Below are 19,903 nucleotides of genomic sequence, written 5' to 3' on the forward strand. Positions count from 1 at the left end.
AAGATAAACTATAATCTCAATTTTTACTAATACTTATGAAGGGAGTCAGTATGAAAAACTTAAAGAACATCATTGTCCTACTTCTTGTGTTTTTAGTTGTAGGGTGTAGCAGCGTAGAGGAGAGGGAAGATCTCGTTACTCCCCCAGTAAAGGAAGTGGTAGATGAAAAGCCCGTAGTTGAAACCCCTGTAGAGGAAGTGGAAAAGCCTGTAGTAGAGGAAGAGAAACCTGAGGAGAAGGTCGTAGAGCCTGTGAAACCAGTTATTCCTCCTAAACCCAAGGAAAATCCTAAAAAGGAGATAGTTATTGTGGGAACAGCAGATCTTCACGGAAGGATCTTTCCCTATAAGTACAAGGAGTTTGACAGAGACGATGTAGGAGGTTTTGCCAGAGTAGCCACCTTTGTAAAGAAGATGAGAAGGAAGTACCCTGATATGCTCCTAATCGATATGGGAGATGCCTACTTCTATGAACCCTTTGTAAAGGCCGATTCTCCATCTGTGGTAGGTATCTTAAATGACCTGAAATACGATATGATGGTCATGGGGAACCACGAACTCTATATGAAGAACTCATACCTCATGGAGGAGATGGGAAAGTTCAATGGAAAGGCCATCGTTAACAATGTATATAAAGCCAAGGATCACTCAGAGGGAATAATCCTTCCAAGCTATGCCATCTTCAACATAGACGGAGTAAGGGTTGCCTTTACAGGAAGCTCCATCCCTCAGAAGGGGATCAGAAAGATCCTCCTGAGCTATGAGTACGATATAGCCGATCCCCTCCTAGAGACCCAGAGATCTGTAGAGGAGATGGAGGGGAAGTATGATCTTCTTGTGGGAGCCTTCCACCTAAATAAGTTTGGACAGGACGGAGACAGTGGTGTTGTGGAGGTAATGGAGGGAGTTCCTCAGTTTGACTTTGCCTTCAATGGTCACGAGCATGTAGATGAGGGAGACTGGAGTGCCGTCGGTAAACACATCATCGCTAACAATGCTTATGGAATAACAGCTTCCTACGCTGTGGTTAAGATGGAGCTCATCAATCAGAAGTGGACAGTAAAATCTATTGAACCTCACATAGTTCCCCTGGAGAACCTTGAACCCGATCCTGAGTTTATGAAGAAGTATGAAGAACTTCACCAGGAAACAATAGATTATGTGGACAGCGGATTCCACAACTGGGAAAAGATCTACCACAAACTTCACCAGTATATTATCCCTTAATAGCCGAGAACCCTTTTAAAGGGTTCTTTTTTTAATTCCTCACTATATGGTTTTATGTCATTAAAATTATTGACAAAATTAACTTTTTTAACAACATAGTTTTAAATACGAAAGGAAAGAACTTTTAAAACAGGTATAATATTTTGAGGTAGGTGATAATAATGAAGGTTTCATTAAAGAAAAATATTCCAATTCAGATAGTGCTTTTAATTGGAGGCTTACTTCTCCAGTTTCTTTTAATTGTCTATATAGAAAGTAAAAATATCTATAGCCAGGTGGATAGGAACCTCTACATGGGAGCTATGGATGTAAAGTTTATCCTGGAGGATGACTTCGTGAACAAGGATCTCAACAGAGATTCCCTTAACCTGGAGGAAATATATGAAAGGGCTCTTCTTCTCAATGAAAAGGCCATGGAGAAGGGTCTGGACTACCTCTATATCCTGGTTAAGGATGGAGATGATATCGTCTACGCCATAATGAGCGATACGAGGGAGGAACTGGACAAGCTTGAGAGTGGAGGATACTGGCTCTCCCTTAAAGACGTTGAGGACGATTCCTTCAATGAAACGTGGAAGGCCTTTGATTCGGAAAAACCTGTTTATCTGGAGTCCTCAGACCTATGGGGAGGTTATAGGTCTGTCTATATACCTGAAACTTCAAGGGATGGGAGAAAGTATATTGCTGGAGCCGATTACACCACTACATCCCTCAACAGGATAATCTTAATGAGAAGTATTAAGATCTCTCTTCCCTTTCTTCTCTCCATGCTTATAATTATTCCCGTTGTCATCAAGATCAGGCAGAATATTATGGATAAGAGAAGGATGGAAACCTATATCAGCAATATGGATGTAAGGGATCCCCTTACAAATGCATACTCAAGAAAATACGGCCTCCACCTCCTCTCCCTTCAGATAGAGGAGTATAACTCCGTGGGTAAAAAATTCTCCATCTGTCTCATCGATATTGATAATCTGAAATTTATAAATGAAACCCAGGGGATGGAAGCAGGGGACACAATTATTACAGTGGTTGACAGAATCATTGCCATGGTTTTCAGAAAAACAGATTCCATTATAAGGCTTGAGGGAAATAAATTCATGATCATCCTCCCAGAGTTTAACAGGCGATACTCCAAGAATGCCTATGAGTACCTGGATGAGAAGATCGATTACTTCAACCAGTTTAACAAGAGGGGGTACTTCATCAGGCTGAACTACACAATGAGCGAGTATACAGGGGGATCTATGAAATCCTTCATAGAGGAAACCAGGCAAAACCTTAAGATCGAGAGCAGCCAGGAGGACTGGAAGAATAAGAACCTCCAAGACGATATTATGAGGGGAATTAAAAATCATGAGTTTAAGGCATACTTCCAGCCCAAGATCTATCTCAGAGAGAAAAGGATCGCTTTTGAAGCCCTGGTTAGGTGGGAACACCCTGAAAAGGGCTTGATACCACCAAATATGTTTATTCCCCTTGCAGAGAAATCATTTCTTATAAATGAAATTACCAAGGTGGTTCTGGCGGATTCCCTTGAGCTTGCGGGAATCCTGGGAACCAGTATTTCAGTGAATCTTTCACTGATCTCCTTTGAAAACATTCAGTTTTTAAGGGAGTTAAAGGAAAAGCTTATAGCTTCCTCATACTCTGAGTTTATTACCTTTGAGCTCACAGAAAGTGTAGCCATAAACGATTTTGAAAATACCCTTGTAAAGATGAATGAACTGAGGGAAGCAGGAGTCTCCTTCTCCATAGATGATTTTGGAGCCGGGTACTCCTCCCTTCCATTCCTTGAGAAGCTACCTATAAATGAGATAAAGATAGACAGGTCCTTTATCAACAATATCAATGTCTCCACCATGAATGAGCTGGTAATTGAATTCGTGAACAAGATTGCCCATCTCAAGGGGTTCAAAGTTATCTGCGAGGGTACAGAGGAGGAGTCTCAGATAAAAAAACTCATCCACCTGGGAAACTACAGCTTTCAGGGGTATTACTTTGGAAGGCCTGAACCGGCCAGCCAGGTCATAGAGAAGTACACCAACAACTTCTACCATAGGAAGATGGACAGCTTTACCCAGTAGAGATTTGAAAAGATTTAGGATTAATAGTATAATAACAGGGATTATTAATGTTACATTGAGGAGAAGTATGAAGTATTTTTTATTTTTAAATCACCCTAAAAGGGACACCCTTTCTATAGTCTCGCCAGAGAAGGAGGAGATGGCCAGAAAGTATTTTGACACAGCAGATACCATAGAAACCACTGTGAAGATTAGAGGTATAGAGTATCCGGCTGTAGTAGATTTCGAGCTCTTTGCCAACATGGCAAACTTTGACTGCTTCAACTGTGTTGAGCACTGTTGTGGGGATAATCCCTCCATCTATGAAGAGCAGACTAGGGATTTTATCCTGAAGAATATAGAGGAGTACAATAGGCTCACCAAAAATAACGATATCCTTCAGTGGGAGGGATATTCCCAGAATGAGATAGAAAAAAGTATCTCTGAGGACCCACTTATGGTGCCAGAAAAGCACGTTGAGGAGGAGATCATCAACTGTACCTGTTCATTTAAGTGCAATAACAGCACCACCCTATGCTCTATCCACTCCATATGCCTAGACAAGGGAATGGATTCAGCTGAGATCATCCATAGAAAGCCTGTTATATGTAGCCTGTGGCCAATAGAGATATTAGCAGAGGATGACCTCTCCATGCTCTATATAACCCTGCCAGATGATTTCACCAACGGCTTTACCATAGAAAACTACTATACAAAGTCGTGTATCAATGAGGAGTATGCATCCAGTCCTATATTCAGAAGGGAAAATCCAGATGGCTTTTTAGAGGAGGAGTATGAACCCTTTATCACAGCATATAAGGACACTCTCATCTACGGTTTGGGAAAAAGGTGTTATGAAGATATAAAGAGCGCTCTTATTGAGTATGAGGTGTTAGAGGAGGAGGACTTCCACATGGAGGTTCAGCAGATCCACAGTAAAATATAATCAAAGAGAACTCAGTAGATCTGAGAGCTCACTATCGTTAAAGAAGAGTCCCCAGGTATCTGGGGTCTTTTTATTTACCATTGACACTTACGTAAAGTCATATTGTACATTGTGAATGATAAAGTCACATTTATACTTTTAATCAAGATAATCTTTCTGGGTTTATAGAAGGGCAAGGAAAAGACTCTTAAAGCTTTCTATAGAATGCTTAGAATATAAAAGTTATAGTGAAAATTGAAGTTTATATGCAAGGGGGAGAGCATTTTGTATTTGAATACACTGTTAAATATTGAAAAGGATTTCTATGGATACCTGAAGAGGGATTACGGTCTTTCCAGAACCGATATCTTTATAATAATGACATCTGGAAGGTACGATAATATGACCGCCTACTCCCTGGCAAGTATGACTGGGTTTGACAGATCCCTTATCACTAAGCGTCTAAGGTACTTAGAGGAGAAGGAATTTATAATAAGGGAAGATCACTTGGGTAAAAAGATAATAAACCTTAAGGAAAAAGCCAGCATAGTTAATAGAGTGCTGGAAAAGATAACTTTAAATTAGGAGGTTTCTATGAAAAAGAGTGGATTTACCCTTATCGAACTCATGGTTGTTATAGTTATTATAGGGGGATTAGCAGCTATAACTTTACCAAAGTTTGAAGATATGAGAAAAGAGGCGGAAATAGCCCAGATACAAGCAAACACCAAAAATATAAGAACAGCCATTGCCATGTGGGAGGTAAAGCATGGGGATCACATGTTTAATCATAGAAGCTCTCCAGGCAATAAAGAGAGTCATATATTCACAAATGATGCGGATCTTGATTCAGATTTTCTGAAAATTTTAGGAAAAGATACACTTCCCAATCTACCAAACTACTCAGATAAACACAATTTCTATGTTCCTGTTACTAATTTTGATAAGTTTATGGAATATCATTGCAGATATGGAGCTGTTGGATGGGCTGTTAATCAACAAGGTGAAATCTACCCAGCTGTAGACTTTGAAAGATATAAAAAATTTAATATCACTTGGAAGAGTTTCTAGTAAAAAACAAAATCAATCAGAGCTTTGGCTCTGATTTTTTATTGTATGCAATAATACATCATTGCTTAAAATCTATAAAAACCATATAATAGATTTTTTATTTGAAAAACACTTCTTAAAATGTTAATATTTATCAATTTACATATTGGTATAAATGAATAAATATCTAGGAGGAATGCTATGAGTATAGAAAGTGTTAAACAGTATTTTTTAGACAACGACCTTCCCCTTAAGGTGATAGAACCTGAAGCTGACACCTCAACTGTGGAAAAAGCTGCTATGGCTATAGGTGTAGAACCAGATATGATTGCTAAGACCTTGGCTTTTCAGCTGAAGGAAAAGTGTATCCTAATCCTTACCAAGGGTGGAGCCAGAACAGACAATAAAAAGTTCAAGAATTACTTCAAGGAGAAGGCAAAGTTTGTTCCCTTAGAGGATGTAGAGGGAGTTACAGGTCATCCTGTAGGTGGAGTGTGCCCCTTTGGATTAACAAATGAACTAGAAATATACCTTGATATTTCTTTAAAGGAATTTAATACAGTATATCCAGCTGGAGGATCTCCAAACTCAGCTGTGAAGATAGATGTGGATTATTTAGAGGAAGTTACTAAAGGAACATGGATTGATGTCAGTAAGTAATAGAGCTAGTCACAGCCTCTTATCACTTCAACTTTCAGGGAGAAAAGGCTCCCATAAATAGTTCAGTTTATATAGGATTGATTATATGAAAGGAGGATTATTAGATGTTCAGTGAAAATATAAGCTTACTGGTGAAGTTGCTTCTGGATGCTAACTTTGAGAAGATTACAATAGAGGACTCTGTAGTAACTGCCAGTAGACTTTACCTCGATGAAAGAGATCTTCAGGAAGTTAAGTTCCACGTTGGCAAACAATACGTTAAGTATCTTGCAAAGCATAGAGAACAAGATATTAGAATTGATTTAGCAGACCTTAAAAGCTATATCGAAAATTTATAAATAGAAATAACCATTTAAAAAAGTTGATATAAACCTTTTCATATGGTATAAATATATCATATAGCGAGCTGGAATTGGTGAAAGCCAGCAAAACTTTAAATTTGATATTAAAGATATTAAGACTATAATTACTTTAAATATATTTTCTATGTATTCATTTGTGTTAATCATAATTGAAGAGAATTAGATGTTTTAAGGGAATTTAAGATCTCAGCCTGATATTCCCAGGCTTTGATTTTGAGTTCCCTTTTTTAATATATTTCATAAAAAACAAGACTTTAAAAAGAAAAAATTTAATAATTTATTTTAAAGGGAGGAAAAGATGAGCATTAGTGAAAATATTAAGGGGAATCTACCTAGAAATGAAATATTAGAAGAATTAACCAATGAAATAACTAGGCTGCATGGAAAACTGGATAATTCAGATGCAGTTGGAGAATTTGATGAAATTAATGGCAGAATTAAAGGTCTCAATTTTGCCAGAAGTATTATTTCTTCTACAAATAACAGTCAGTAAATTTAAATCACTACACAATGAATTAAAGTAGCAAAAGTAAGATATAAATAAAGGGGGCAATTATGAGAAAAATCATTTACTACTACAACGGTAAAAAAATAGTCGGAACTAAGGATAGTAGGTTAGAAACTTTTCAGGTAGGTGGATGTGAAGAAGTTAGATATTTAATCGACGGAATCGAAGTATCGGAATATATCTACAGAGAGGTAAAAAAAGCAATTAAAAGTTGGGAAGTTTAGATTTCCTTTAAATTTTATAAAAACTCTGAATTTAATGAACATCAAAAAGGCTGGGAATTTAATTCCCAGCCTTTTTAAACTTTAATCTCTATCAGTTCTCAACAAGCCATAGTTACTTCTTCCTATAAACTCCTCTCCAACCCTATAGTATCCTCTGAGTTCTCCCTCATAGGCAAATCCGCACTTCTCCAGTACCTTTTTAGATCCCCTGTTTGTGGAGTAGCAGTTAGCTTCTGCCCTATGACCCTTAAGGGTATCAAATATGTAATCAAGAGCCATCTCACAGGCAAAGGTTCCAATCCCCCTTCCCCAGTACTCCTCCATCAGCTGATAACCTATCTCATAGACTCCCTCAATCATTGGTACAGCCATTACACCGAACTGCCCTATGAAGTTGCCACTGCTTATCTCCCTAAGGATAAACACCATATTGGAGGGCTTCCTCCCCTCCTTTAACTCCCCTTCCATCTGAGCAGCTATAGGTTCAAAGTATCCCCTATACACCTCCTCAGGGGCAGGAGCAAAGAAGAGATACCTGCATACCTCAGGATTTTTCAGCATCTCAACTATATCCTCTATATCCTCATATTTTAGAGGGCTTATCTCTATCTTCTCTAAATAATTTTTAACCTCTTCCATCTACACCGCCTTTGTTCTCTCCTTAAGCCACTCCAGATCACTTCCCTGAAGCATAGGAGATAACTTCTCATATGTCTTTGCATGGTAGTCATTGAGCCATTCTCTCTGAGCCCTTGTAAGCTCATCCACAAGTATAGCCCTTGTATCTATAGGGAAGAAGGTTATAGTTTCCAGTTCATAAAACTCACCAAACTCTCCCTCCATAGATTTTCTCACAAATACAGTATTCTCATGTCTTATTCCGTGCCTGTTTTCCTTGTATACTCCTGGTTCTATGGTAATAAGCATCCCCTCATCCAGTGGATTGTTGTAGGAAGGTCTCTGACCAAACCCGCAAGGACCCTCATGGATATTCAGGAAGAAACCTACCCCGTGCCCGGTACCACACTTATAGTCCAGTCCTGCATTCCACATAGGCCTTCTGCAGATGGCATCCAGGGCGTATCCCGTTGTCCCCTTGAGGAACCTTGTTGTAGACAGGTCTATGACTCCCTGAAGGGCCAGAGTGAAGTCCATCTTCTCCTCCTGGCTCAGCTCTCCCATTACAAGAGTTCTGGTTATATCAGTTGTCCCCTCTCTGTACTGTCCCCCTGAATCCACAAGGAAGAACCCCTTTCTCTCAAGCTTATAGGTATTCTCCTCAGTTGCCTTAAAGTGCATCATAGCAGCGTGATCTCTGTATCCTGCTATGGGATCAAAGGAATTGTAGTAGAAGCTTTCATCCTCTCTCCTGAATCCCTCCAATACCTTCTCAGCTTCTAGTTCAGTGAGGCCATTTCCTGCATTTTCCTCGATGTAGTTGAAGAATTTAACAAGGGCCACACAATCCTTCAGATATGCTGTTCTCGTGTGCTCCATCTCTACCTCATTCTTACGAGCCTTGGCCTTGGTTGTGTGATCCTGCTGATCGATCACCTTTCCACCCTCTAGGATACTGTAGATATATCTGCTTGTTCTCTCTGGATCGCAGATTATTCTCTTTCCCTCTACTCTCTCCCTTAGGTATTCACCGATCTCGTCATAACCCATTATATCTACCTCGGTGTTGTTTAACTCATCTTCCAGCTCCATGTCTACCTTGTCCATATCCACAAAGAGGACTGTATTCTCCTCCTCTACCACCACATAGGAGTAGAATAACGGAGTATTCCTTACATCCTCTCCCCTCAGGTTCAGGAACCATGCTATATCATCCAGTGAGGAGAGTACATACATCTGGGCATTTTTATCCCTCATCTCCTCTCTGAGCTCCTCTATCTTCACCTCTCTATCCTTTCCAGCCCACTTGGAGTCGTGGTCAAAGATAGGAACCTTGGAAAGATTTGGTCTTCCATTCCAGGTCTTCTCCAGAGCATCCTCACAGATCTCATACTCTACCTCCATATTCACAAAGGCTTCATGGATCTTCCTGAATGTACTCTCATTTATTACCCTTCCGTCAAAGGCTACCCTTACCTTTTCTCTCCCCTGAAGCTCCTGAGCAATCCACCTGTCATAGGCAGGGACACCCTCAACCCCCATCTTAAAGAGGTCGAAACCTGATTCCTCCAGCTGTCTCTCAGCCTGAATAAAGTATCTTCCGTCTGTCCATACTCCGGCCTTCTCTCCCAGTACTACAGCTGTACCTGCACTTCCTGTAAACCCTGTGAGCCACTTTCTTCCCTGGAAGTGGTCGGCTACATACTCCCCCTGATGAGCATCGCTGCTAGGTACAATATAGGCATCTATACCTCTTTCATCCATGTATTCCCTTAAATCCATCAGTTCCCTTCTCATTGCCATCCCCCTCTTCTATTCCTTTATTTTTTAGACATCTCCTCAGACTTTTCCATGCACTTTATCATGGCTCCCACTACAGCAGCTTTCATTCCTCTCTTTTCTAGCTCAGTTACAGCTTCTATAGTGGTTCCCCCTGGGGAACATACCATGTCCTTCAGTTGCCCTGGATGCACTCCAGTTTCAAGGACCATCTTAGCTGCTCCCAATACCGCCTGACTGGCAAACTTATACGCTTTTTCCCTTGGCATTCCTTTTAATACTGCAGCATCTGCCATGGCCTCTATAAACATAAACACATATGCAGGAGCAGAACCGCTGGCACCGATTACCGCATGTATCATCCTCTCCTCTACTTCCTCTACCTTACCAAATCCCTCTAGAAGGTATGCCACCTCCTTCTTCTCATCCTCCTCTATATTCCTGTTGGGAGTAAGAGATGTCATAGCTTCCCCAACACACGCTGGAGTATTTGGCATTATTCTTATTACCTTCTTGTCGTCTCCTATAATATCCTCGATGGCATCGATGGTCACCCCTGCAGCAACCGATACCAGTATCTTCCCGTCGAGCTTTTCCTTTATCTCTTCCAGAACTGAATAGCAGATATGCGGCTTTATTGCCAGGAATATTATCTTACACTCCTCAGTCATCTCCTTCATATCCAGAGCTATATTTATCTTGTAGTTATCAATAAGCTCCTCCCTTCTCTTTAGGGAGTCTTCATATATCCATATATCATTGGAGCTCAGTCTGGATTGAAGGATCCCTTCAAGCATTGCTCCACCCATACTTCCACATCCTATAAATCCTATCTTCATCCTATCCTCTCCTCTCTGTTTTTTCTTGAGATGCTCCTCAGATACTATATTAGCTGACTTCTTTAAAAATCTCAATTTTTTTTATCTTTATATTCTATATATTTTTATCTTTTTTAACTTCTTTTAAAAAAATATTTTATATTAATCAATTATAGGACTTTATTGTGTTGTGAGATGAAGTTTTTTAATACAATAAAAAAGGAGAACTTTTTAGCTCTCCTCTCTATAAAACCTTATTTAGATTTTTATCTTTAAATCCTCTTAATCTTCAAACTCATTCTTTACCTCTACTATCTTATCCAGAGCCTTCACAAAGGCATCTACAACATCTGGATCAAACTGCCTACCGCTCTCACTCATAATATAATCCACTGTTTTTTCAACATCCCAGGCTTCCTTATAGGGCCTCCGGCTCACAAGGGCGTCAAACACATCTGAAATTGCCGCTATTCTGGCGAATATATTGATCTCCTCTCCCCTCAGCTTATTGGGATATCCCTCCCCATTCCACTTCTCGTGGTGTTCAGCTGCCACAGTGGCAGCCATCTGAAGGAGGTCACTCCTACTTCCCTTCATGATATTAAATCCCAGGGTGGGATGTGTATTTATTATCTCCCTCTCCCCTTCATCCAGCCTTCCGGGTTTCTGTAGAATATCATCTGAGATTCCGATCTTTCCTATATCGTGCATGGGAGCCACCTGTAGAAGAAGTTCAGCGTCTTTTTCAGAGAGTCCATACTCCTTGGCAATATAATAGCAGTACTTGCTCATACGGATTACATGCCTTCCCGTTTCATTGTCCTTATACTCTGCAGCCAGCCCCAGCTTCTTAATAATTTCCAGCCTTGTCTCATTTAGTTCCCTGGTCTTCTCCCTTACCAGCCTCTCCAGCTCTATTGTCTGATTGGAGAGGGCAAGGTGTGTTTTCACCCTTGCCCTCACTATCATAGCACTTACAGGCTTGGTGATATAGTCCACAGCTCCCAGTTCAAACCCCCTTGCCTCATCCACATCCTGGTCCTTGGCGGTAACAAAAATAACCGGGATATTCTTTGTTCTGGGATCCTCCTTCAGCCTTCTGCATACCTCAAATCCATCCATACCGGGCATCATTATATCCAGAAGAACTATGTCTGGGGGAGTCTTTGAAACTACCTTTAGAGCCATCTCACCACTTGTAGCAAAGATGACCTTATAGTACTCCCTGAGTATTCCCTTGAGCACATCTATATTTTCCAGGGTATCGTCCACCACAAGTACCGTCTGTCTCTTCTCTACACCTTCCATGACTACTCCTCCTCCAAACTTTCGACCTCTTCAGTGAGTTTTTCAAGGTGATCAAGGGCTCCTTCAAAATCATAGTTGTTGATACACCCCTCAACCCTTCTGAGGAGCTCATCCACTCCCCTTCCAGCAAGATGAGATTTGATCTCCTCCAGCTTCTCCTCGGCCTCTGTATCGTACTCTTCCAGGAGCTCCTTGAGGCCCTTCAGTTCCCTTCCTACTGTCTCTGGATCAATCTCAACTTTAACGGTAGTTTTTTCCTCCTTAGAGGTATCTGAGGTAAGTACCTCTATCTCTTCACAGATCTTCACTATCTCCTCATCTACTATACCTAGAAGAGAATCCACCTCCCCATTTTCCTTCAGTCTTCCCTCTAACTCCTTGGCAAGCTCATATAATCTCTTAGCCCCTATATTACCTGCCACTCCCTTGAGAGTATGGGCACCTCTTATATTTTCATCCCTCTTACCTTCAGCCACTGCCTTTTTCAGGTCCTCTGCAAAGTTCAGGTTATTTTCTCTGAACTTTTTCAATATCTCCATATAGAGCTTGGTGTTTTCACCTACCCTCTTAAGGCCCTCGGTGGCATCTATATCCTTCAGAGTTTCCTTTATCTTTTTACCTATATCTTCCTTCCTCTCTTCCTCACCATCTCCTACAAAGATCTCTCGCCTTCCAGGCTCTATAAATTTTACAAGAGATTCATAGAGAAGGGTTTTATCTATGGGCTTGGTTACATAACCGTTCATTCCAACCTCCTCTACCCTCTTTTTTGTTCCAGACATGGCATCTGCACTGAGTGCTATTATAGGAAGTTCCCTGTATCTCTCTATCTTTCTCAATTCTGTTGTGGTCTCATACCCGTCCATTACAGGCATCTGCAGATCCATAAGGACCACGTCAAACTCCTTTCCAGCCGCCAGGGCTTCAATTGCTTTTTGACCGTTCTCCTCCACCTCTACATGAAATCCCTCGCCCTCCAGAATAGCCCGGATAACATCCTGATTTATAAGGTTATCCTCTACAACAAGTATCTTAGCTCCCCTGATCTCCTCAAAGCCTTCTGGGTACTCTCCGCTGCTCCTTCTGTGGTTGTCTATCATCTCCTCTACTCCAAAGACCTCCATTATATTATCAAAGAGAACCGACTGACTTACAGGCTTCATGAGAATTGTTTCGATACCCTCCCTTCTGGCCCTGTCAACTATATCTTCCCGTCCAAAGGCTGTTACCATTATTATCTTAGGCAGAGTCTTTTTTCCTCTCTCCTTGATGAGCTTCCAGGCTTCAATTCCATCTATTCCTCCAAGCTTGAGATCCATGAGGATGAGGTCTATCCCTTTCTCTTCACCAAGAGATGCTTCAAACTGAGACACACTCTCCTCTCCAGAGGAAACCAGTATTGTTTCAAAGGAGAAATCTGTAAGGTAGCTGTCCATAACCCTTCTTGCGCTTTCATTGTCATCTACTACCATGACCCTCAGACCTTTGAGCTCTTTGGCTACGGCCTTCCTCTTGACTCCCTCTCCCCTCTTCAGAGTAATTGTAAAGAAGAAGTTACTTCCCTCTCCATACACACTCTCTACATCTATCTCTCCTCCCATTAAGCCTACAAGGTGTTTGGAGATACTCAGTCCAAGTCCAGTTCCTCCGTATTTTCTTGTGGTTGAAGCATCAGCTTGGGTAAATGCTGTAAAGAGTTTCTTTCTCTGCTCCTCTGTTAGTCCTATCCCTGTATCCTTAACCTCAAACTTCAGCTCCACCCTTTCACTGTCTACATCCCTTGAGGTCACCCTCAGGAGAACCTCTCCCTTGTCGGTAAACTTAATTGCATTGTTGGTAAGGTTGAGTAGGATCTGTCCTATCCTCAGAGGGTCACCTATGAGGTAATCTGGAATGTGACTGCCCCTTTCAATAACAAATTCTATCCCCTTCTCTGCCGATTTAAATCCGCTTATATTGGAGAGTCCCTCTAGAACGTTGTCCAGACTAAAGGTTGTGTACTCAATATCCATCTTCCCGCTCTCAATCTTTGAGAAGTCCAGTATATCATTTATTATTCCCAGAAGGTTTGTAGCTGATCTCCCAACCTTGTCCACATAATCCCTCTGCTTACCAGAAAGATCGGTTCTCTTAAGGAGATCATTTAATCCCAGGATGGCATTCATGGGAGTTCTTATCTCATGACTCATATTAGCCAGGAATTCACTCTTAGCCTTTGTGGCACTCTCAGCCTTCTCCTTGGCTTCCTCCAGCTCCATATGAATACGCTTTATATCCTCTATATCTATCATAGTGATGATGTGAGCCTGCTTCTCCATATACTTTAAAAGGTGGGAGGAAAACAGGGTCCACCTTTTTTCTCCGCTGCCTATACGCCTTAGCTGAACTTCGTAGTTTTCAACTCCTGTCTTTCTCCGGAGCTCCCTCACCCTCTCGTCCCCCTCTACATATAGATCTATCATTCGGTGGTTATAGAGCTCCTCCTGGGAGATAAGGTTAAACTCAACCATGGCTTCATTGGCCCTCACTATCCTTTCAGTTGATGTATCTATTACAGCCATGGGAACCGGTGAGTTGTCTATAATCTTATTTGTAGTTTCCATGGTCTCAATAATCTTTCTTTCAGCTTCCTTTCTCTTCTTGATCTCCGAGACCAGTCTTCTGTTCCAGACAATTATTGAGGTAAAGATAGATCCCAATATCACCACTGCCAGTGTCCCCACCTTCCAGATGAATACCCAGTCTATCTCCTTCTCTATTGGCATCTCCGTCCACTTGGTTTCTATAAGATGCTTTTCATCCTCGGTAAATGAGTAGAGGATCTTATCCAGTATTGGAACTAGCTCTGGATGCCTCTTATTTACTCCCATGGATAGTTCCACTGTATATGGTGTGGTCAGGATAACCTCGATATTATCCAGTCCCATCCTTTTACTGGAGTAGTTTATACTCATTATAGTATCCATCACTGCAAAGGCCCTTCCCTCAGCCACTGCCTTAACAGCTCCTGAAGTATCATCATATAGGAGCAGCTGGTATTCTGGGTAGTCCCTTTCTAAATAGTGCTCTACTATACTCCCCTCTACCACAGCTATCTTTCTCTCTTCAAGGGAATCGATATCAGCGACCATTGGAGAATCCTCTCTGGTAGCTATTACCACTGGCAGCTCCAGATAGGGATTGGTAAAGAGTAAAGTTTTCTCCCTCTCCTCGGTCCTGGCTAGTCCTGCCACAACATCTATCCTGTCCTTTTCTACTCCTTCTAATACTTCCCTCCAGCTTAGATCTTTTTGAGGAACCATATCTATCTCAAGTTTTTCATTGATAATCTTTATATACTCAGATATTACCCCTGAAAACTCATCTTCAGAGTTTAGATAGGAGTAGGGAGGCCAGCCCCTGAATATACCCAGGCTTAGTTGGCGATTCTCCTGCAGCCAGGATCTTTCATCCTCTGTGAGCTCTAATATATCTTCCCTTGCTGGTGTCAGCCACTTATTTATAAGATCGTTTTTTTCCTTTATGGTTATGGAGGCTATCCCCTTGTTTAGTATAGATAGGAGCTCCCTATTTTCAGGTTGGGTGGTTATATGCAGTTCCTCAAAACCCGGTTCCTTAAAGTCCACCCTCCCGGAGACAGCAACTCCAGAGATAAAGTTTATCCTTGTGAGGTAGTTTAAGGTTGCCAGCCTTCCAAGGGTGGCATCTGCATCTTCGTAGATAACTGCCTTTATGGATTCCAGTGGATCATTGGTAAGGTGGAGCTGTATCTCTGGATAATCTCTTCTGAGAATCTCCTCCTGATAAAATCCCTTTGGAACAGATACTATCTTGCCACTCAATTCCTCTAAGTTTTTATACTGTTTCTCCTGCATGCTTAGGATTACATTTGGGTTGGTGGCAAAACTGTCTGAAAATGCCATATATTTCTCCCGTTCAGGGGTTTTTACAACTCCCAGAAGTACATCTACTCCCCCCTCCTTAAATATCTCCACAAACTCCTTCCATGTGGGACCTGTAATGTACTCCACCTTAAAACCGGCCTTGGAGGAAATTATATCCATATAATCCACTGCAAATCCCCTTGGCTCTCCCCCCTCGCTGAAATTAAAGGGTGGCCAGTTTGTTTCATTGTGCACACGGACTACTGGATTTTCCTTTATCCACCTTATCTCCTCATCTGTAAGCTCCAGGCCCTTTTCCGTTCCCACAGCCATCCACTTATCCATAAGCCTGTTTCTCTCCTCTACCGTCACCTGGGTGATCCCCTTATCCAGGATGGAGGCCAATATTCTATTATCCTTGTGGGTAGCAATAAAGAGATCATCTATATCGTGCCCCTTGAGCTTCAGCTCTCCAGAAATGGTAACCCCCGATATAAAGTTGGTCCTTACCAGGTAGTTTAATGGAGACAGCTCTCCCAAGGTAGCGTCTGCTTCCCCGTAGATAACTGCCTTTATGGAATCCAGCAGATCATCTGTGAGGTGAAGGTTTATATTGGGATACTCTGCTCTCAGGATCTCCTCCTGGTAAAATCCCCTGAGCACCGATACTGTTTTCCCCTCTAACTCCTCTAAGCTACGATACTCCCTTCCCCTCATACTCAATATGACATTGGGATTCTTTACATAGGGCTGGGTATACCTGAGATAGGTCTGTCTTTCAGGTGTCTTCACTATATTCAGCATGACATCTATCTCACCAGACCTAATCATCTCCAGAAACTCACTCCATGTAGGGCCGCTTACATACTCAACCTTAAGCCCTACATTTTCAGCCACACGATCCATAAACTCAATGGAAAATCCCTTTGGAACTCCCCCCTCATTGAAGTTAAAGGGAGCCCAGTTCATCTCATTGTGAACACGGATTACCGGATTTTCCTCTATCCACCTTACCTCCTCATCGGTCAGCTCTCCCTGGGTATAGACACACGATCCTGCTATTATATATAGTATTCCCACTATAAGTGTAATAACTTGCTTCTTCATCCTTCCTCCCCCTTTGCCGCTATTCTCCTATGTCTACACTATACTCAATACCTCTGATTTTTCTTTTTCAACAAAAAAAGAGGGATAAGATCCCTCCCTTAATACTATTAACTTTTCTTTCCTATATAATTCCTAAAAACTCTTTAGGCAATACTTCACTGTTATTCAAGAATTCTACCCGTGATTTGTCAGGAAGCTTCTGTTATGAAACTGGTACTCCGATCCCCTATGGGTATCCTTTCTTCGCTTATACTCATAGTAGAGAACCTTGTCGCTGAAGAGATTCTCCACATTTTTGGAGTTTATAATCAGGGAATACACCTTAAATTTAAGCTTCCTCTTGATCCTCTCCATATACTCTATAAAATCCTCTGGGACCTTTACTATACCATCACTTATCATAAGAAGATCTGCCTTCCTGTAGCTGCTTCTCTCTATAAGTTCAATACTTCTCCTCATAGGACTGAGGTAGTCCGTTCCCCCGTAGAACTCCCACTTAAAAAACTCCAGTGCTTTCTCTATACCATCCGAGCTCTGGGCCAGCTCAAACTCCCTGATAGATCCCTCCCCGGAAAAAGCAATTATATAGACCTTTCTTCCCCTCTTCTGGGCTTCCTTCAGGAGAAACAGGGTAGAACCCTTTGCCAGACTCTCTGGCAAGCCCTTCATACTGCTGGAGGTATCTATACAGAGGATAATTGGCCCCTCAGCCTCCCTATTGTTATTATCTCCAGGATCCAGGTCCTCATCCCTGTCCGAGAGGAGGTAGGTGGAGAGTCTGTTTTCTATATACTTGGCATGAAAGTAGCTCCTCAGGTGCTTGTTGTGCACCAGGGAAAGCTCCGAGGGAAGGAGTCTTACCAGATCATTGCTCAGATGTATCCCCAGAAGGTCCTTCTTATTGGGTGAGTTTTGAATCTCACTCATATCCAGGTCTGGATTTCTCTTTTTCTCTCTCTTCCCCAACATCTTAAGAAGATAGTGAAGCTTCTCGTCCTCCACTACAATCCTATCCAGCTCTCCCAGGTCAAAGAGAGTTTTCTTATCGATCCTAGACAGGTCCCATCCCATCTTATCCATCATAGAATCCCCAAGGATATCCCTCATCTTCCGCATCTTTTCATATTCCAGCTGAAAATGTTCGGTAACCTCTCCCTGGATATCCTTCCACATCTCCCTGTACTTCCCTACCTTTTTTCTGTAGGCCTTGTACTTAGCTTCCTTGAGGAATATATTTTCCATCCTCTTCTCCTTAGCCTCAAGAAACCTTTTTATCTCCATCTTGGTGAGAAGATCCATTACCCTCCTCTCCTCTCCTGCTACCTCGCTGTAGATCTCATTGTCATATCTTTCCTTGAGCTTTCCGAAGTACTCCCCTACAAGCTTATTGCAGAGGAGCTCATTTCCGCTACTCATCTCCTTAAAAGTGGAGAGCACCTGCATACTCTCCTCTAAGAAACCATTTACCTCCTGGAGTTCCCTCCCCTCATAGAGGGCCATCCACCACTTCTTGGCAATGGCCTCCCTTCTTATACGGGTTTCAGGGTAGTTTACCCATACATCCTTCATTACATCAAAGTTATTTTTTACCCTCTTATCAAATATATCCATGGCACTACCTGTCTACCGATGCCTTTGCACTATCGATCTTCCTGAGGACTTCATCCAGTTTCTCCAGAGAACCCCTCATTCCCTCATAGGTTTTCTCCACAAGGATTTTTAGCTCCTCCATCTCCTCTCCTGCTACCCATAGGTTTTCTGCTCCGAGGGATCTTCTCACATCTTCCAGGTAGTTGGAAACCTTTCTGATCTCCCTACTCTCCTCCTCTACATTTCTTCTGATTCCCTCTATCTTAGGTATAAGGTCTGGGCTTGTCATCCTGTAGACCTCCATATACTCCTCATAGGACTCTATGGTAGCAGGTTTCAGGTTCCCCTTTACCAGAAGTTTCTCGTAGCCCTCTACCTCCCTTTCAGGGGATGTAAGAACTTCTACCGGAGAAAACTCATAGTTCCACACTATCCTTCCGTCATCGGTAACTATTCCGCTGTCTATATATCCGTGGTCAAACTTCCCCAGTTCAGCCAGGACCTTTACATAGTCGGCATGTCCCTTAAAGTGGATATACTCTCCATACTTATCCCTCACATGGATATCTCCATAGGACAGGTTTACAAGCTGACCATCCATATCGTAGTAGAAAGGTTTCCCCTCCTCATCTATCCTCTGCTCCATGAAGAGTCCATTGAACTCCTGGGTCCACACATTGGATATATTTTCGTAGTTCTTTACATCCTCATCTGTAAGCTTGATTATCTCCTCGAATAGATACTTTTTGATTACATCTCTGTTTTCCATCCTGTTCCAGTAGCAGTGAAGAAGAAGCAGGGTATCGGTTATACTGATCCTCTCCCTTCCATTGGTATGTGCACTTGTCTTAAGAAGCCCTATACTCTTTACCAGCTTTCTGTCTGAAACCTTCTCCTGTATCCTGCTTACCGACTCATCCCTAAAGTGCTCATCCAGCTTCTCCTTGAGGTTTAATATTATATTACTGATATGGGGTGGGATCTCTACTTTCCTACTCTCCCTAGCAACATCCTCCAGAATTTCCCTGTCCAGTTTAAGTTCCTGGGATATCCCTCTGTACTTATCTTCCAGAAGAAGGAGTTTTGCAGGTTCCCTCACGTAATCCACCACTACCCTTAAAAGAAATCTATCATAGAGAGCCATAAGCTCTCCTGAGTCTGTTGGAAGTTCATTGGAAGCAGATATAATGGAATATATATCCGTCTCCTCCTTGAGGTTTCCATTGTGGTACACCTTCTCATTTAATATTGTGAGAAGGGAGTTCAGGATAGATGAGTTTGATTTAAATATCTCATCCAGGAATACTATATTGGCATCCGACAGGTATCCCTCGGTCTTCCTACGGAAGTTATCCCTCTCTAGCTCCCTTATGGATACAGGACCAAATAACTCCTCTGGTGTTGTAAACTTTGTCAGAAGGTACTCGAAGTACTTAGTATCAAATACCTCAGCCACTCTTCTGGAGATCTCACTCTTAGCTGTTCCCGGAGGTCCCACAAGTATCATATTTTCCCCTGCAAGGGCAGTAAGAAGAGCCAGCCTTGTATGGCTCTCCCTCTCCACAAGGGATATATTTAGTTCATCTATTATCTTTTCCAGTCTTTTCTTCATAGTGTCACCTGCTTTAATTTATTTTCATTTGATTTCATAGGAATATTATATTATAGTTGACTTTAAAAGTAAATAAATATAGTAAAAGAATTAAGTCATAGTTAACAAAAAAAGGAGCTTGAACAAAGCTCCCTCTAATTTTACTATATTATCCCCTTCTAAA

General features: G+C 41.8%; 16 protein-coding genes. 9 read left to right on the forward strand and 7 right to left on the reverse strand.

Annotated features, from left to right (window positions below):
* Positions 1-50: 50 nt before the first annotated feature.
* The 9 genes from QMG11_RS10655 (at position 51) to QMG11_RS10695 (ending at position 7,024) form a co-directional block, all read left to right on the forward strand.
* The gene (locus tag QMG11_RS10655; protein ID WP_281835859.1) at positions 51-1,226 is read left to right on the forward strand and encodes a metallophosphoesterase; all 1,176 of its coding nucleotides are present in this window, start codon (positions 51-53) and stop codon (positions 1,224-1,226) included.
* A gap of 161 nt (positions 1,227-1,387) precedes the next feature.
* Positions 1,388-3,316, forward strand: a complete 1,929-nt coding sequence (locus tag QMG11_RS10660) for a bifunctional diguanylate cyclase/phosphodiesterase (protein WP_281835861.1) — start codon at positions 1,388-1,390, stop codon at positions 3,314-3,316.
* Positions 3,317-3,383: 67 nt separating this feature from the next.
* Complete coding sequence (locus QMG11_RS10665) at positions 3,384-4,241, forward strand: hypothetical protein (protein ID WP_281835862.1); 858 nt, start codon at positions 3,384-3,386, stop codon at positions 4,239-4,241.
* A gap of 264 nt (positions 4,242-4,505) precedes the next feature.
* A complete protein-coding gene (locus QMG11_RS10670; RefSeq protein WP_281835864.1) occupies positions 4,506-4,805 on the forward strand; it encodes a MarR family transcriptional regulator in 300 nt (99 codons plus the stop codon).
* A 9-nt stretch (positions 4,806-4,814) separates the two neighbouring features.
* Positions 4,815-5,291 (forward strand): type II secretion system protein, encoded by a 477-nt coding sequence (locus QMG11_RS10675; RefSeq protein WP_281835866.1) that lies wholly within the window; start codon positions 4,815-4,817, stop codon positions 5,289-5,291.
* A gap of 180 nt (positions 5,292-5,471) precedes the next feature.
* Positions 5,472-5,930, forward strand: a complete 459-nt coding sequence (locus QMG11_RS10680) for a YbaK/EbsC family protein (protein WP_281835868.1) — start codon at positions 5,472-5,474, stop codon at positions 5,928-5,930.
* Positions 5,931-6,034: 104 nt separating this feature from the next.
* The gene (locus tag QMG11_RS10685; protein WP_281835870.1) at positions 6,035-6,268 is read left to right on the forward strand and encodes a hypothetical protein; all 234 of its coding nucleotides are present in this window, start codon (positions 6,035-6,037) and stop codon (positions 6,266-6,268) included.
* 322 nt (positions 6,269-6,590) lie between these two features.
* Complete coding sequence (locus tag QMG11_RS10690; RefSeq protein ID WP_281835872.1) at positions 6,591-6,785, forward strand: hypothetical protein; 195 nt, start codon at positions 6,591-6,593, stop codon at positions 6,783-6,785.
* Between the two features lie 62 nt (positions 6,786-6,847).
* Positions 6,848-7,024, forward strand: a complete 177-nt coding sequence (locus QMG11_RS10695) for a hypothetical protein (protein ID WP_281835873.1) — start codon at positions 6,848-6,850, stop codon at positions 7,022-7,024.
* Between the two features lie 81 nt (positions 7,025-7,105).
* Here QMG11_RS10695 and QMG11_RS10700 read toward each other — a convergent pair whose 3' ends face one another.
* From QMG11_RS10700 to QMG11_RS10730, 7 genes are all read right to left on the reverse strand, one after another.
* A complete protein-coding gene (locus tag QMG11_RS10700) occupies positions 7,106-7,663 on the reverse strand; it encodes a GNAT family N-acetyltransferase (protein WP_281835876.1) in 558 nt (185 codons plus the stop codon).
* On the reverse strand, positions 7,664-9,439 hold the full coding sequence (locus QMG11_RS10705; protein ID WP_281835878.1) for an aminopeptidase P family protein: 1,776 nt from the start codon (positions 9,437-9,439) through the stop codon (positions 7,664-7,666).
* A gap of 23 nt (positions 9,440-9,462) precedes the next feature.
* Positions 9,463-10,260, reverse strand: coding sequence for a pyrroline-5-carboxylate reductase (proC, locus tag QMG11_RS10710; protein WP_281835880.1), 798 nt, complete (start codon positions 10,258-10,260; stop codon positions 9,463-9,465).
* Between the two features lie 261 nt (positions 10,261-10,521).
* Positions 10,522-11,547, reverse strand: a complete 1,026-nt coding sequence (locus QMG11_RS10715; protein WP_281835882.1) for an HD domain-containing phosphohydrolase — start codon at positions 11,545-11,547, stop codon at positions 10,522-10,524.
* Between the two features lie 2 nt (positions 11,548-11,549).
* Positions 11,550-16,538 carry a transporter substrate-binding domain-containing protein gene (locus QMG11_RS10720; RefSeq protein WP_281835883.1) on the reverse strand — a complete coding sequence of 1,663 codons (4,989 nt, stop codon included), beginning with the start codon at positions 16,536-16,538 and terminating at the stop codon, positions 11,550-11,552.
* Positions 16,539-16,712: 174 nt separating this feature from the next.
* Positions 16,713-18,149 carry a VWA domain-containing protein gene (locus QMG11_RS10725; RefSeq protein WP_281835885.1) on the reverse strand — a complete coding sequence of 479 codons (1,437 nt, stop codon included), beginning with the start codon at positions 18,147-18,149 and terminating at the stop codon, positions 16,713-16,715.
* A 4-nt stretch (positions 18,150-18,153) separates the two neighbouring features.
* Positions 18,154-19,740, reverse strand: coding sequence for an AAA family ATPase (locus tag QMG11_RS10730; RefSeq protein WP_281835887.1), 1,587 nt, complete (start codon positions 19,738-19,740; stop codon positions 18,154-18,156).
* Positions 19,741-19,903: the final 163 nt, after the last annotated feature.

The organism is Propionigenium maris DSM 9537 (genome assembly GCF_027925155.1).
Lineage (GTDB): Bacteria > Fusobacteriota > Fusobacteriia > Fusobacteriales > Fusobacteriaceae > Propionigenium > Propionigenium maris.